General features: G+C 70.4%; 11 protein-coding genes. 6 read left to right on the top strand and 5 right to left on the bottom strand.

Annotation, left to right across the window (positions count from 1 at the left end; translation table 11 throughout):
• The first annotated feature begins 1 nt into the window (after position 1).
• The 4 genes from rpsR to OG230_RS27240 all read left to right on the top strand — a co-directional run bounded on the left by rpsR (position 2) and on the right by OG230_RS27240 (position 6,166).
• Positions 2-226 carry a 30S ribosomal protein S18 gene (gene rpsR, locus OG230_RS27255; protein WP_328906356.1) on the top strand — a complete coding sequence of 75 codons (225 nt, stop codon included), beginning with the start codon at positions 2-4 and terminating at the stop codon, positions 224-226.
• 159 nt (positions 227-385) lie between these two features.
• On the top strand, positions 386-3,589 hold the full coding sequence (locus tag OG230_RS27250) for a glycosyl hydrolase 115 family protein (protein ID WP_328906355.1): 3,204 nt from the start codon (positions 386-388) through the stop codon (positions 3,587-3,589).
• A 44-nt stretch (positions 3,590-3,633) separates the two neighbouring features.
• Positions 3,634-4,716, top strand: a complete 1,083-nt coding sequence (locus OG230_RS27245; protein WP_328906354.1) for an endo-1,4-beta-xylanase — start codon at positions 3,634-3,636, stop codon at positions 4,714-4,716.
• A 115-nt stretch (positions 4,717-4,831) separates the two neighbouring features.
• Positions 4,832-6,166: an endo-1,4-beta-xylanase gene (locus tag OG230_RS27240; protein ID WP_443051603.1), complete on the top strand. Its 1,335-nt coding sequence runs from the start codon at positions 4,832-4,834 to the stop codon at positions 6,164-6,166.
• Positions 6,167-6,252: 86 nt separating this feature from the next.
• Here the strand turns inward: OG230_RS27240 and OG230_RS27235 are convergent, their stop codons facing one another.
• The 4 genes from OG230_RS27235 to OG230_RS27220 are packed head-to-tail and all read right to left on the bottom strand — an operon-like array spanning position 6,253 to position 11,829.
• Complete coding sequence (locus tag OG230_RS27235) at positions 6,253-8,727, bottom strand: beta-glucosidase (protein WP_443051387.1); 2,475 nt, start codon at positions 8,725-8,727, stop codon at positions 6,253-6,255.
• Entirely contained in the window at positions 8,724-9,545 is an 822-nt protein-coding gene (locus OG230_RS27230) for a carbohydrate ABC transporter permease (RefSeq protein ID WP_328906352.1), read from the bottom strand. Before OG230_RS27230 ends, OG230_RS27235 begins: the two co-directional genes overlap by 4 nt.
• Positions 9,542-10,489, bottom strand: a complete 948-nt coding sequence (locus OG230_RS27225) for a carbohydrate ABC transporter permease (protein ID WP_328906351.1) — start codon at positions 10,487-10,489, stop codon at positions 9,542-9,544. Before OG230_RS27225 ends, OG230_RS27230 begins: the two co-directional genes overlap by 4 nt.
• Positions 10,490-10,521: 32 nt before the next feature.
• Positions 10,522-11,829, bottom strand: coding sequence for an ABC transporter substrate-binding protein (locus OG230_RS27220; RefSeq protein ID WP_328906350.1), 1,308 nt, complete (start codon positions 11,827-11,829; stop codon positions 10,522-10,524).
• Positions 11,830-11,969: 140 nt separating this feature from the next.
• Between OG230_RS27220 and OG230_RS27215 the strand changes: the two genes are divergently transcribed.
• Together OG230_RS27215 and OG230_RS27210 are read left to right on the top strand one after the other, a co-directional pair.
• Positions 11,970-13,001 (top strand): LacI family DNA-binding transcriptional regulator, encoded by a 1,032-nt coding sequence (locus OG230_RS27215; protein ID WP_328906349.1) that lies wholly within the window; start codon positions 11,970-11,972, stop codon positions 12,999-13,001.
• A gap of 108 nt (positions 13,002-13,109) precedes the next feature.
• On the top strand, positions 13,110-13,994 hold the full coding sequence (locus OG230_RS27210) for a helix-turn-helix transcriptional regulator (protein ID WP_328906348.1): 885 nt from the start codon (positions 13,110-13,112) through the stop codon (positions 13,992-13,994).
• Positions 13,995-14,020: 26 nt separating this feature from the next.
• Here the strand turns inward: OG230_RS27210 and OG230_RS27205 are convergent, their stop codons facing one another.
• Positions 14,021-14,674 (bottom strand): TetR/AcrR family transcriptional regulator, encoded by a 654-nt coding sequence (locus OG230_RS27205; protein WP_328906347.1) that lies wholly within the window; start codon positions 14,672-14,674, stop codon positions 14,021-14,023.
• Between the last annotated feature and the right edge of the window lie 9 nt (positions 14,675-14,683).

Here is a 14,683-nt window from a genome sequence, read left to right as displayed (position 1 = left end):
CGTGGCCCGCCGACAGGACCCGCACAAGCCGCTGAAGCCCCGCCCCAATCCGCTGGACGCGGCGGGGATCACGTACATCGACTACAAGGACACCGCTCTCCTGCGGACGTTCGTCTCCGACCGGGGGAAGATCCGCAGCCGTCGCGTCACCAGGATCACGGCGCGACAGCAGAGGCGGATGGCCACGGCCATCAAGAACGCTCGCGAGATGGCGCTGCTGCCGTAGGTGAGCCGTCGGCGCTCTCGTACGCATCACGCCCCCGACGCGTCACGACCGGATCGAAATTGTTTCGGTCGTGACGCGCCATTGTTTCGGCGTCATGTATCGCTCAGGATCTGTTGCGCAGCCGTCTTTCGGAGCGACAGATGCGCGCTGAGGAGCGTTATGAGCAGAGATGAACCCATCCTTCCCGACCGCAGGACGCTGTTGGGTGCAGGAGCGGGCGCCGGGGTGAGTGCGTTGACCCTCACGACTTTCGCAAATGTTCCGGGAATAGCGGGAAGGGCCGAGGCGAACGAGAGCCGAGCCGACGGCGGTCCGCTCCATGTCACCGACTGCGGCGCCTACATCTCGTTCGGCCCGCGCAAGGGTGCGTTCGCCCTCGTGCGCCCGGGATCTGCCGTGCCGGTGGTGGTGGACGGCGCCGACCACCCGGGCGTGCTGCGGGTGGCGTCCGACCTGTGCGAGGACATCGAGCGCGTCACCGGCGTCCGGCCCGCGCTGAAGCGGTCCCGGGGCGGCGGGACCTCCGGCTTCGGACGGGAGCTGGTGCTGATCGGCACCCTGGGACGCAGTCCGCTCATCGACCGGATGGTCGCCGACGGCGTGCTCGACACACGCGGTGTCGCGGGCCGCTGGGAGACCTCGCTGCAGACGGTCGTCGAGCGGCCGATGCCCGGCGTGGACCGCGCCTTCGTGATCGCGGGAAGCGACCAGCGCGGCACCGTCTTCGGTGCGTACGACGTCAGTTACGGGATCGGGGTCTCGCCCTGGTACTGGTGGGCGGACGTGCGACCGGTGCGGCGCACCTCGCTCTACGCACTGCCCGGCCGGCACACCCAGGGCACGCCAGCCGTGAAGTACCGAGGGATCTTCATCAACGACGAGAACCCCGCGCTCGGCACCTGGGCTCCCCGATACTTCGGTCCGGGGAAGGCCGAGGGCTTCCCCGGTGGGTTCAACGCCGATTTCTACGCCAAGGTCTTCGAGGTCCTGCTCCGGCTCAAGGCCAACTACCTCTGGCCGGCGGTGTGGGGACGGGCGTTCGCCGAGGACGATCCGGCCAACCACGCCCGCGCGCAGGAGTACGGGATCGTGATGGGCACCTCGCACGAGGCGCCCATGATGCGCGGGATCGAGGAGTGGAACCGGCACGCGGTGGCCGCCGTGCGCGACGGCGCGGGCGCGATCGTCACGCCGGGCCACGACCCCTACGGCGGCACCGGGGAGTGGTCGTTCCGCCGTAACGCCGAGGCCGTGAAGGCGTACTGGCGGGACGGCGTCCGCCGGATGAAGGACCAGGGCTTCGAAGGAGTCGTCACCCTGGGCATGCGCGGCAACGGCGATGTGAGCCTGCCGGACGGCGACGGCGTCGAGCTGATGCGGGAGATCATCGCCGCGCAGCGGGAGATCCTCGCCGAGGTCTTCCCCGACCGCGATGTCACCGACATCCCCCAGGTGTGGACGCTCTACAAGGAGGTCCAGCGCTACTGGGCGCGCGGCCTGCGTGCGCCCGAGGACGTCACGGTGGTGCTGTGCGACGACAACTGGGGCAACATCCGCAAGCACCCCGACCCGGCGGAGCCCGCCCGGCCCGGCGGCTACGGCCTCTACTACCACTTCGACTACGTGGGCGTCGGACGCAACTACAAGTGGGTGGACACCACGTCGCTGCCGAACATGTGGGACCAGCTGCGCCAGGCCGTCGCGTACGGGAACCACGGTCTCTGGGTGACCAACGTGGGCGACCTGAAGGGCAACGAGCTGCCGACGCAGTTCTTCCTCGACTACGCCTGGAACCCGGACCGCTGGGACCTCGACGACCTCCCGGCGTGGGAGCGCCGCTATGCGCGGCAGAACTTCGGGGAGGCGCAGGACCGGGCGATCGCCGACGTCCTGGCGGACTACGCGCGCCTCCAGACGCTGCGCAAGCCGGAGCTCCTCAACCGCCGCATCACCCTGGCCCCCGGCAAGGACCCGGCCACCGATCCCTCCGCGATCGTGTACGACGACGGGGCGACGCCGTTCTCCCTCGACCACTTCCGCGAACTGGAGCGGATCACCGCCCGCTGGCAGGAGCTGGCCGGCCGCTCGGAGCGCATAGGCCGGCGCCTGCCCGCCGCCGACCAGGACGCCTGGTTCGAACTCGTCGGGTACGAGGTCGCCGCCACCGCGAACGTGTACGCCCTGCGGGAGGCGCAGTTCACCAACCTCCGTTACGCGGCGCAGGGGCGGGCCGCCACCAACGCCAGGGCCGCACGCGCCGAGGCCGCCCTCGACCGGGACTTCGCCCTGTCCGAGCGGTTCAACTCCCGTATCGCGGGCGGCAAATGGGAGGGCTTCCAGACGCAGCCGCACATCGGCTACGGGGATGTCGCCCGCTACGGGCCCAACGCGCCCTGGCAGCAGCCCGAGCGGAACAACGTGGCGCTGCCCGACGAGATCTTCCCGGCGGTGCGCCGCATCGAGGTCCCCGAGGCAGCCTCGCTCGGCGTGGCGGTCTCCGGATCGGACCGCTGGTGGCCGCAGGAGGCCGGACCGGCCGAGCTGCCCGCCCTCAGCCGCTACGGAACGGCCCCGGCCCCGCACATCGAGGTGTTCAACCGGGGTACGGAGCCCTTCGCGTACCGGGTCGAGTCCTCGGTTCCCTGGCTCCGGGTGGACGCCCCGGCCGGGCGCGTCTCCCAGCAGCTCCGGCTGACGGTGGGCGCCGACTGGGACCGGGCGCCGCGCGGCACCACCCGGGCGACGCTCACGGTGCACGGCCCCGGTGGCGCACGCGTCGAGGTCACCGCCGTCGCCGAGAACCCGGACGTCCGGGGTCTGCGCGGCTTCGTGGAGGCGGGGGGCCATGTGGCCGTCGACGCGGAGCACGCCGACCGCGCCGTGGGCGCCGACGGAATCGAGTGGCAGCGCGTCGAGGGTGCCGGGCGGGACTGCGCGGGCCTCACGCCGGTGCCCGTCACGGCGCCGAGCCGGACGCCGGGGCGCGACGCACCACGCCTGGAGTACGAGGTGAGCCTGCTCACCGGCGGCGCGGTCACCCTCTGGGCCTGTCTCTCGCCCCGCAATCCGGCCCTCGCGGGCGGCGGACTGCGGTACGCGGTCTCCTTCGACGACGACGTCCCGCAGACCGTCGACATCACCGCCGCCACCGGAGCCGACGACGGCGGCATGAACGTCCAGTGGGCGCGCAACACCTCCGACAACATCAGCCGGACCTCGACCCGGCACACGCTGACCGCGGGCGTGCACCGGCTGACGTTCTGGATGGTCGACCCGACGGTCGTCCTCCAGCGGCTCGTCCTCGACACCGGCGGCCTTCCGGACACCCTTCTCGGACCTCCGGAGAGCCTCCGCCTGCCGTGACCGGCCGACCCGGCACCCGTATTCCCCCTTGTCAGGAGACCACCATGCCCAGACGTACCCTCCACGCCCTGGCCGCGGCGACCGCCGCCGTGCTCGTCCTGGGAGCCGCCGCCCAGACGGCGTCCGCCCACCCCGGCCGGCCCGACCGGACGCTGCGCTCGCTCGCCGAGCGCCCCGATCTCCGGATCGGCACGGCCGTCGACACCTCCGCCCTCGCCGCCGACGCGCCCTACCGCGCCCTCACCGCAGGCGAGTTCGACTCCTTGACCGCCGAGAACGTCATGAAGTGGGAGGTGGTGGAGCCCGCCCGCGGTACCTACGACTGGTCGCAGGCCGACCGCCTGATGGCTTTCGCCGAGAAGCACAAGCAGGAGGTGCGCGGCCACACCCTGCTCTGGCACAGCCAGCTCCCGGCCTGGCTCACCTCGGGCGTCGCCGACGGTTCGATCGACTCGGCCGAGCTGCGCGCGATCCTGCGGGCCCACATCACGGCCGAGGTCAGGCACTTCAAGGGCCGGATCTACCAGTGGGACGTCGTCAACGAGATCTTCGACGAGGACGGCGGCTACCGGGACTCGCTCTGGCTGCGGGAGCTGGGCCCGTCCTACGTCGCCGACGCGTTCCGGTGGGCGCACGCCGCCGACCCCCGGGCCACGCTCTTCTTCAACGACTACAACGTCGAGGGGATCAACGCCAAGTCGACCGCGTACTACGAGCTGGCCCGACAGCTGCTCGCCGAAGGCGTGCCGGTCCAGGGTCTCGGCATCCAGGGCCACCTGGACATCCAGTACGGCTTCCCCGGGGACGTACGGGCGAACCTGGAGCGCTTCGCCGCGCTGGGCCTGGAGACCGCGTTCACGGAAGTCGACATCCGGATGACCCTGCCGGCCGACGGCCCGTCGCTGGTCCGGCAGGCCGACGACTACCGGCGGCTCCTGGCCGCCTGCCTCGCGGTCCGCTCCTGCACCTCGTTCACCGTGTGGGGCTTCACCGACAAGTACTCGTGGGTGCCCGGAGTCTTCGACGGACAGGGCGCCGCCAACATCCTGGACGAGAACTTCGCCGCGAAGCCCGCGTACGCCGCGCTCGCCGACGAGCTGAGGAACGCCGCGCGCACCAAGCGGTAACCCCTCCCACCACCCCTCATCCCGCACCGTCCGTCCACAGAAGGAAGAGATTGTCATGATCAGTACAAATCTGAGGACCGCACCTCCCCGCGCTCCCGGGGAAGTCCGCGTGCCTCTGCGCTCCCACGCGCGCAAGGCGCTGGTCCTCGCCACCACGGGGCTGCTCGCCGCCACCGGCGTCGTCGCCCTGTCCGGCACCGCGCACGCCGCGAGCACGCTCGGCGAGTCGGCCGCGGCCAAGGGCCGCTACTTCGGCACGGCGGTCGCCGCGAACCATCTCGGCGAGGCGCCCTACGCCGCCACGCTGAACGCCGAGTTCACCTCGGTGACGCCGGAGAACGAGATGAAGTGGGACGCCCTGGAGGCGTCCCGGGGATCGTTCACCTACGGAGCCGCGGACCAGATCCTCGCCCACGCACAGGGCCGCGGAATGAAGGTGCGCGGACACACCCTGGTCTGGCACTCCCAACTCCCCTCCTGGGTGGGCACGCTGGCCGCGAGTGACCTGCGTACGGCGATGAACAACCACATCACGCAGGTCATGCGGCACTACCAGGGGAAGATCCACTCCTGGGACGTCGTCAACGAGGCGTTCCAGGACGGCAGCAGCGGGGCCCGGCGCAGCTCGCCCTTCCAGGACAAGCTCGGCAGCGGCTTCATCGAGGAGGCGTTCCGCACCGCGCGGGCCACCGACCCGGCGGCGAAGCTCTGCTACAACGACTACAACACCGACGGGGTGAACGCGAAGTCCAACGCCGTGTACGCCATGGTCAAGGACTTCAAGCAGCGCGGCGTGCCCATCGACTGCGTGGGCTTCCAGAGCCACTTCAACAGCCAGTCCCCCGTCCCGGCGGACTACCAGCAGAACCTTCAGCGCTTCGCCGACCTCGGCGTCGACGTGCAGATCACCGAGCTGGACATCGAAGGATCGGGATCCTCGCAGGCGACCAGTTACGCCAACGCGGTGAAGGCATGTCTGGCGGTGTCCCGCTGCACCGGCATCACCGTCTGGGGTGTCACGGACAAGTACTCCTGGCGCAGCGGCGGCACCCCGCTGCTGTTCGACGGCAACTACGCCAAGAAGCCGGCCTACGACTCCGTACTCGCCGCGCTCGGCGGCACGAGCGGCGGCGGGGGCGGCACCCGCACCTGCTCGGTCTCCTACGCGAAGCAGGAGGAGTGGGGAGACCGCTACAACGGCAAGGTGACGGTGACCGCCGGGAGTTCGGCGATCAGCGGCTGGAACGTACGGGTGACCATCGCCTCCGTGCAGGAGATCTCGGCCACCTGGAACGGCACGCCCAGCTGGGACGGCACCGGAAAGGTGATGACCATGACGCCGAACGGCAACGGCAGCCTCGCGGCCGGCGGGACGACGAGCTTCGGCTTCACCGTCATGACCCACGGCAACACCGCGCCGCCCACCGTCGGCGCCTGCACCGCCTCCTGACCCGGGAGCCCCGCCGGGAGAAGCAGAGAGCCCTCGCGGGTGGCTGGTCCACCGCCCGCGAGGGCCCTTCCCGCACAAGTGGGGGTCTACTGCGCGTCCGCCAGGATCTCGGCCCCGAGGTCCATGTGCAGCCGGCGGGTGTGGTCCACCGTGCGCACCGGCCCCGTGAGGGTGACCCGGGCCGTCAGCCGCGGGTCGGTGCTCGACGCGCTCAGCCGCAGTTCGAGATCGCCCGGTTCGACGATCCGGTGTCCGTCGCGGCCCGTGAACGAGGCGAGGTCCGCGGGGACCCTCGCCCGCACGCTCGCCGCCTGCCCGGGCCGGAGGTCCAGGCGTACGTAGCCGATGAGGCGCTGCACCGGCTGGACCACGGAGGCGACCGGGTCGTTCAGATACACCTGGACCACCTCGGTCCCCTCGCGCGCCCCGGTGTTGCGGACGGTCCAGGAGAGTGCGAACTCCCCTTCCGTGGAAGCCCGTCCGTGCTCCACGACGAGGTCGCTCCACTCGAATTCGGTGTACGTGAGACCGTGCCCGAAGCCGAAGGCCGGGGTCGGGTCGATGCTGGACACGTCGCTGGAGTGGCCGAGCCGCGCCGCCAGGTAGGTGGAGGGCTGGGAGCCGGGGTGGCGCGGGACACCGACGGGCAGCCGGCCCGACGGTGCGACCCGGCCGCTGAGCACGGAGGCGATGGCCGTCGTGCCTTCCTCACCGGGGAAGAACGACTGCACGACCGCGGCGGCCCGGTCCACCGCGCCCCCGAGGGCGTACGGGCGTCCGGCGAGCAGGGTGACGACGAGCGGGGTGCCGGCGTCCAGGAGCGTGTCGAGCAACTGCTGCTGCACACCGGGCAGTGCCAGGTTCTCCGCGTCGCAGCCCTCCCCGCTCGTGCCGCGGCCGAAGAGCCCCGCCCGGTCCCCGAGCGCGACGATCACGAGGTCGGCGCCCCGGGCCAGCTCGGCGGCCTCGGCGAAGCCGTCGGTGGCGAGGCCGTCGATGTCGGCCCCCCGGGCGGTGACGATCTCGCTGTGCGGGAACTCCGCCGCCAACGCAGCACGCAGCGTGGGCAGTTCGATTCCCAGCGGGCTCTCGGGGTGCTGACCGCCGACGTGGACGGGGAAGGCGTAGCAGCCGAGGACCGCGGTGGGTGTGTCGGCGTTGGGCCCGATCAGCGCGATACGGGCCGGGGCCCCGGCGGCCGGGTCGGCGGCGAGCGGCAGGGTTCCGTCGTTGCGGAGGAGGACGACGGCCTGCTCGGCGACGCGGCGGGCCAGCGCGCGGTTCGCGCCGGTGTCCAGCCGGACGGTTCCGCGCAGTGCGGCCGAGCCCGGTCCGTCCGTGCCGGTGTCCGGCGCGGCACCGGCGAGCGCCGGGGGCACGGGGCTCCAGTCCGGGTCCAGCAGCCCCAACTGGGCCTTCTGGACGAGCACTCGGCGTACCGCGCGGTCGACCAGGGACTCGGGCACCAGCCCTTCGGCGATCGCCTCGTTGAGGGGGCGGCCGAACGCCTTGACGGTGGGCAGTTCCACGTCCACGCCCGCGCCGAGGGCCGCGCCGGCCGCCTCCCCGAAGGTGCCCGCGACTCCGTGCAGCGTCTTGAGGAACGCGATGCCGAAGTAGTCCGCGACGACGGTTCCGTCGAAGCCCCAGGTGTCGCGGAGAAGACCGGTGAGCAGGAGCCCGTCGGCCGCGGAGGGGATCCCGTCGGTGTCGGTGTAGGCGTGCATGACGGACCGGACGCCGCTTTCGCGTACGGCCATCTCGAACGGGGCCAGGATGATGTCGGCCCGCTCGCGGGCCCCCATGCCGACGGGCGCGAGGTTGCGTCCCGCCCGTGAGGCGGAGTACCCCGCGAAGTGCTTGAGCGTGGCGACGACACCGGTCGACTCCAGGCCCTGGACATAGGCCGTGGCGACGGTGCCGACGAGATAGGGGTCCTCGCCGATCGTCTCCTCGACCCGGCCCCAGCGTGCGTCGCGTACGACGTCGAGGACCGGGGCGAGGCCCTGGTGCACACCGACGGAACGCATGTCGCGGCCGATCGCCGCGGCCATCTCCCGTACCAGCGCCGGATGGAAGGTGGCGCCCCAGGACAGCGGCACCGGATACGCGGTCGCGCCCCAGGTGGCGAAGCCGGCGAGGCATTCCTCGTGGGCCAGCGCCGGAATGCCGAATCGATTCGCCCCGACGATCCGCTCCTGGGTGCGCGCCAGCGAGAGCGCGCCGAGGGCCGGGTCGACCGGCGCCGTCCCGAACGGGCGGGTCAGCTGGCCGAGGCCGTACGGAAGGAGCTCGTCGAGGGCGACGGCCTCCTCCATGTCGTGCTGGTACGGGGCCACTTCGGCCCCGTCGTCGGAGGCTCCCACCCAGACGCCGAAGAGCTGGGAGATCTTCTCCTGAAGGGTCATCGCGGCGATCAGGGCGTCGGCCCTGGTCCCGGGATCGAGGGTGGGGTCGCGCCACGGCGGGGTGCGGGAATCCGTGGCGCCGGAGACCGGCGCATGGGATTCCGTGGCCTCGGCGGGTGTCTGCACGCCGGCGTTGTCGATGTTGGCGGTCACTTTCCTCCGACCCCCATCAGCCCCTGGACCAGGGCACGACGGGCGAACAGGTAGACGAGCAGGATGGGGAGCATGGAGAGGACGACGGCGGCGAGCAGGCCGGGGGTGTCGACTCCGTGTTCGGTCTGGAAGTCGTAGAGACCCATGGTGATCACCTTGGTCTCCGCGGACTGCGTCAGCACGAGGGGGAAGAGGAAGCCGTTCCACGCCTGGAGCGCGGAGAAGACGATGATCGTGGAGAGGCCGCTCCTGGACAGCGGCAGCACCAGCTGGAAGAAGACCCGCCGTGACGACGCACCGTCCATCGTCATGGCCTCGTACAGGTCGGGGGTGATGTCGCGCATCACGCCCGTGAGGATCAGGGCGCACACCGGCATCGCGAAGGCCGCGGTCGGCAGGATGACGCCGATGAGGTGGTCGTAGAGGCCCGCCTCGCTGATGACGAAGAACATCGGGACGATGACCGCCTGCGAGGGGATCGCCAGGCCGAGGAGGAACAGCCGGAACACCGTGCCGGCGGCCCGGCCGCGGCTTCTGACGATGGTGTACGCCAGCGGCGGCACGAGGAGCACGACGATGCCCACCACGCACACGGTGACGATCACGGTGTTGAGGAAGTACTGCGCGAAGCCGCTGTTGAGATCGTTGACGTAGTTGTCGAACGTGAAGTGCTCGGGGAAGGCCAGCGGTCCGTTCGCCGCGTAGTCGGGGCGCGACTGGAACGTGGCGACGAGCATCACGTACAGCGGCAGCCCGACCACGAGGAGCCAGACCAGCGAGCCGAATCCGGCGAAGTAGTTGGGACGGCTCTTGCTCACAGTCCCTCCATGGTGCTGCGCATCTTGTCGTAGCCGGAGAGCCGCACCACGATCAGCGAGATGACGGTGGAGACGAGGACCAGCAGGAGGGCGATGGCGGACGCCGCTCCGTAGTCGAAGCTCTTGAACGCCTTCTGGTACATGTAGAAGGCGCTGATGGTCGTGTCGCTGCCCGGTCCGCCCTGGGTCAGGATGAGGACGGTGTCGAAGGTCGTGAGCCCGCCGACCACCATCAGGATCATCGAGGTGATGATCGAGTTGCGCAGCTGGGGCAGCGTGATGTGGAAGAACTGCCGCACCGTGCCCGCGCCGTCGATCTGCGCCGCCTGGTAGAGCACCGGCGGCACCGCGCGCGCCGCGCCCTGGTAGATCAGTGTGTGCAGCGGCGTGAACTGCCAGGTGCTGACGAAGACGAGCACGCCGATCGCGCTGGACTGCACTCCGAACAGATTGCCGTCGCCGAACAGCCACGTGGCCTGGGCGGGGACCCCGAAGTTGGGGTCCAGGACGGCACGCCACAGAACGGAGACGGCCGCGATGGACAGCAGCATCGGGACGAAGTAGATGGCGGACAGGACGGCCCGGTTGCGCTGGTGCCCCGCCGCCCAGACACCGAGCAGGATGCTCAGCGGGGTCTGGACGACAACCCCGAGCACGGTGAGCAGGACGCTGAGCCAGAGGCTCTTGATCATGACGGGGTCGTCGAGGAGCTTCTTCCAGTTGTCGAGGCCGGCGAATTCGGGGTCGCTCAGGCCGTCCCAGCTGGCGAAGGAGAGCACCGCGACCAGGATGAGCGGGACGATGGCGAAGAGGCCGAAGAAGACAGCGGCGGGGGCCGCCCAGACGAATCCCGGGCGGCCCGCTCCGATGCCGGACGGACCGGAGGGCTTACCGGTCCGTCCGGCCTTCTCGCTGTCCACGGAGGCAGTGGCAGTTGCGGTCATGTCACGTGTTCCGAGTCCGGATTTCAGGGAGCTCACGAGGTCGGCAGTGCCTGCATGGCCTTGATGAAGGCGTCCTCGTCCATCGAGCCGTTGAAGAACTGCTGGAGGGACTGGTGCATGGTGGTACTCGCCGCCTGCGGATACGCCTGGTCCCAGGAGAGCTGGAACGCCGGCGCGGCCTTGACCAGGTCGAACTGGAACTTCGCGAACTCGGGGCTGGCGGCGGTGTCGAGGAAGCCCTCGGTGTTCGTCGTGGTGGGCAGGTTCCCGATGCCGAGCTGCGCCTTCACGAACTGGTCGGAGTACTGGAGCTTCAGGAACTCCGCGACGGCCTCCGGGTGCTTCGTCTTCTTCAGCACCGAGTAGAAGTTGTTGGTGTTCCCGACGATGTTCGCCTGGTCGCCCTTGCCGCCCGCGACGGACGGGAACGCGCTGAAGCCGAGGTCGCTCTTCGCGAACTCGGGGAAGGCGTCCTGCTGGGTCGAGTACTCCCACGAACCCATCAGCTCGAAGGCGGCCTTGCCCGTCGCGAGGAGGGTCGGCGATCCCTGGTCGGTGAACTTCACCGAGTCGTAGTTGGTGCCGAAGGCGCCCGCGTCGACCAGTTCCTTGATCATGCCCAGCGCCTTGCGGCTGTCGGGGCTCGCCCACGCCTCCTTGTCGCCGTCGAGGGCCTTCTGGAAGAGCTCCGGGCCGGCGATGCGGTCGTAGAGGTACTCGAACCACATCAGCGTCGGCCACCGGTCACCGCCGCCCAGCGCGATCGGGGTGACGCCCTTGGCCTTGAGCGCCTCGACCGCGCCGAGGAGGTCGTCCCAGGTCTTCGGCGCCTCGACGCCGGCGTCCTTGAGGACCTTGCCGTTGTTGAAGAGCAGCACCGGCTGCGTGCCGCGCATGGGTACGCCGTACGACTTGCCGTCGAGCACCGCGCTGTTGAACACGGAGGGCAGGAACTTCGCCTTGAGGTCGGGGTCCTCCGCGATGAAGTCGTCCAGCGGGAGCAGCAGGCCCGCGTCGACGAACGGCTTGATGCTTCCGCCGCCCCAGTTGAAGAAGACGTCCGGTGCCTGCTTGCTGCTGATGATCGTCTGGAGCTTGGCCTGGTAGTCGGCGCCCGGGATCGTATCCAGAACGGCCTTCACCTTCGACGTCTTGTTGAAGGTGGCGACGAGCTCCTTCTCCACCTTGTTCGTCGCGTCCCCGTAGACCAGGACGTGGATGGTGTCGTCCCCGCCGGCCGAGTCGGAACCCCCACCTCCGCATGCGGACAGGGACAGCACCATGGCCAGCGCGGCACCACCGACGACAGCGGTCCGCAGGAACCGTGCGCGTTGCTTCATCGACTCGCCTCTCGAAACATTTTCGGTACCATTACCGAAACTTCCTGAGTCGGGACGCTAGGACTCCTCATCTGGGGGGTCAACCCTCGGTCACCGGGTTATCAAAGCGTTACGCCGCGGTGGCTCTTGTTTCGTGCTTTATGCTCCTCGCCATGCGCGATGACGAGGAAATGGGCCGCATCACCCTCGCCCAGGTGGCCCAACAGGCCGGCGTCTCCATTTCGACAGTTTCGAAAGTCCTCAACGGCCGGCAGGACGTGGCGCCCCCGACGAGGGCCAAGGTGGAGCGCCTGCTGGAGGCCCATGCGTACCGGCGCACCACGCGCTCGGCCCGCGAGGCACCGCTCATCGAGATCGTGTTCCACGAGCTGGAGAGCATCTGGGCGATGGAGCTGATCCGGGGGGTGGAGAACGTCGCCAAGGCCCACAACGCCGGGGTCGTCCTCACCGAGAGCGGAACCCGGCACTCGCCCAGCCCCGACTGGATGGAGGCGATGCTCCAGCGCCGGCCGCTCGGTGTCGTCCTGGTCTTCTCCGCCCTGCCCAGCGAGGTCAAGCAGCAGCTCAGGGCGCGCTCGATCCCCTTCGTCATCATCGACCCGGCGGGTGACCCCGACCCCGACGTACCGTCGGTCGGCTCGGCCAACTGGAACGGCGGACTCGCCGCCACCCGGCATCTGATCGAGTGCGGCCACCGGCGCATCGGCATCATCACCGGACCCGAGGACATGCTGTGCTCGCGGGCCCGCCTGGACGGCTACCGGTCGGCGATGAGCATGGCGGGACTGGAGGTCGACCCCGAGCTCATCATGTTCGGCGACTTCCACGTGGAGGGCGGATACGACCGCGCCGCGGAGATGCTGTCCCGGTCCCGGCGGCCCACGGCGATCTTCGCGGGCAGCGACCTCCAGGCGCTCGGCGTCCTGGAGGCCGCCCGGGTCAACGGACTGCGTGTTCCGCACGACCTCTCGGTAGTCGGCTACGACGACGTGTCCATCGCCCGCTGGGCGAGCCCGGCGCTGACGACGGTGCATCAGCCGCTGCGTCAGATGGCGGAGGAGGCGGCACAGATGCTGATGCGGCTGCGGGCCCAGGAACCGGTGTCGACGCGACTGGAGCTGGCCACCAGCCTGGTCGTACGCAAGAGCACGGCGCCGCCGCCCGAGGAGTGAGCGGGCCCGTACGGCCACCGGCCGGGCGGACCGCCCCTTCGGATCGCCGCTCCCTGGGACAGAACTCTCCCCCTCACACCGCGGGCGGCCGGTGGCAGACTGGATTTCATGACCCGCGACGCACATCTCGACGAGCTGGGTGAATTCCTCAAGGCCCGGCGGGCCGAGCTCAGCCCCCGCAGCGTGGGCCTGCCCGACGACGGGTCACCGCGCCGGGTGCCCGGTCTGCGCAGGGAGGAAGTGGCCCGGCTGGCGTCGATCAGCACCGACTACTACACCCGCCTGGAGCAGGGGCGCATCCAGGCGTCCGCGGCCGTGCTCGCCGTCCTCGCCCGGGCCCTGAATCTCGACGAGGACCAGCACGGCTACCTCTTCGGTCTGGCCGGCAAGGAACAGAAGCGGCCCCGGCGGCGCACCCGGCAGAAGGTCCAGCCCCAGCTGCAGCGGCTCCTCGACGATCTCGCCTCCACTCCCGCGATCGTCATGGGCCGGCGCATGGACATCCTGGCGTGGAACACGCTCGGCGCCGCCCTCGTCGCCGATTTCGGCAGCCTTCCGGAGCATCGGCGGAACTACGTCCGGCTGATCTTCACCGACCCGGCCATGAGGTCGCTGTACGCGGACTGGGAGACCGTCGCCCGCACCTGCGTCGCCCAGCTGCGCATGGAGGCGGCCAGATACGCCGACGACCCCCGTCTGACGACGCTGGTGGGCGAACTCTCCGTCCAGGACCCGGACTTCCGCCGGTGGTGGGCCGCCCACCACGTCGCCACCCTCGGTGTCGGCACGAAGACGCTCCACCATCCGGTCGCGGGTGATCTCACCCTCGACTGGGACACGCTCACCGCCAGCACCGACCCCGACCAGCAGCTCGTCGTCTGGACGGCCGAGGCGGGCACCCCCTCCCACGACGGGCTGCGCATCCTCGCGTCCTGGGCCGCGGACCACCCCATGGCCCTCTCCGGCCGCGAGGACCGACGGAACACCCGGTAACGCACGCGGCCCGGGCAGGCCGACCGTCAGGATCCTCCGCCCGGCGCCGGGCGGGTGAACGCTCCGGCGGCGGCGGCCAGGGTCGCCGTGGTCGCCGCGTGGGCGGGCAGCCGCGGATCAGGGGCGGTCCGCAGAAGTACCAGCTGGTGGTAGAGCGGTGCGGTGGCGGTGATCAGCAGACGCCGCGCGTCCGTGTGCGGCGGGAGTTCACCGCGTTCGACGGCACGCTCGACGAGGACCTCGCAGCGCGCGTACCGGTCCTCCCACAGCCGGGTCTGGGCGTGGGCGGCCTGTGCGGAGCGGAACGAGGCGGCCATCAGGGCTTCGGGAATCGACGGCTGTGCGACCAAGGACTCCTGGATCTCTTCGTTGAGAGCCGTCAGGTCGTCGCGCAGGGAGCCGGTGTCCGGGGGCTGCCAGTCGTCCTCGCCTGCGGCGTCGAGGACATCGGCGAGCAAGCCACCGACGTCCTGCCAGCGCCGGTAGACCGTGGCGCGGTGCACGCCGGCACGGGCCGCGACGCCCTCCATCGTGAGCCCCTCGTACCCGTGTTCCCCGAGTTCGGCGCGTACCGCGTCGAGTACCTGAGCACGGATGCGGGCCGTACGGCCGCCCGGTCGGCGGTCGGGCGGCGCGGTGGGGCCGTCGTGCTCCGGAACGTTGTCCGGTGCGTCGGTCATCGTGAATCC

This window comes from Streptomyces sp. NBC_00234, from assembly GCF_036195325.1.
GTDB lineage: Bacteria > Actinomycetota > Actinomycetes > Streptomycetales > Streptomycetaceae > Streptomyces.
This window is presented reverse-complemented; position numbering and strand designations above follow the sequence as displayed.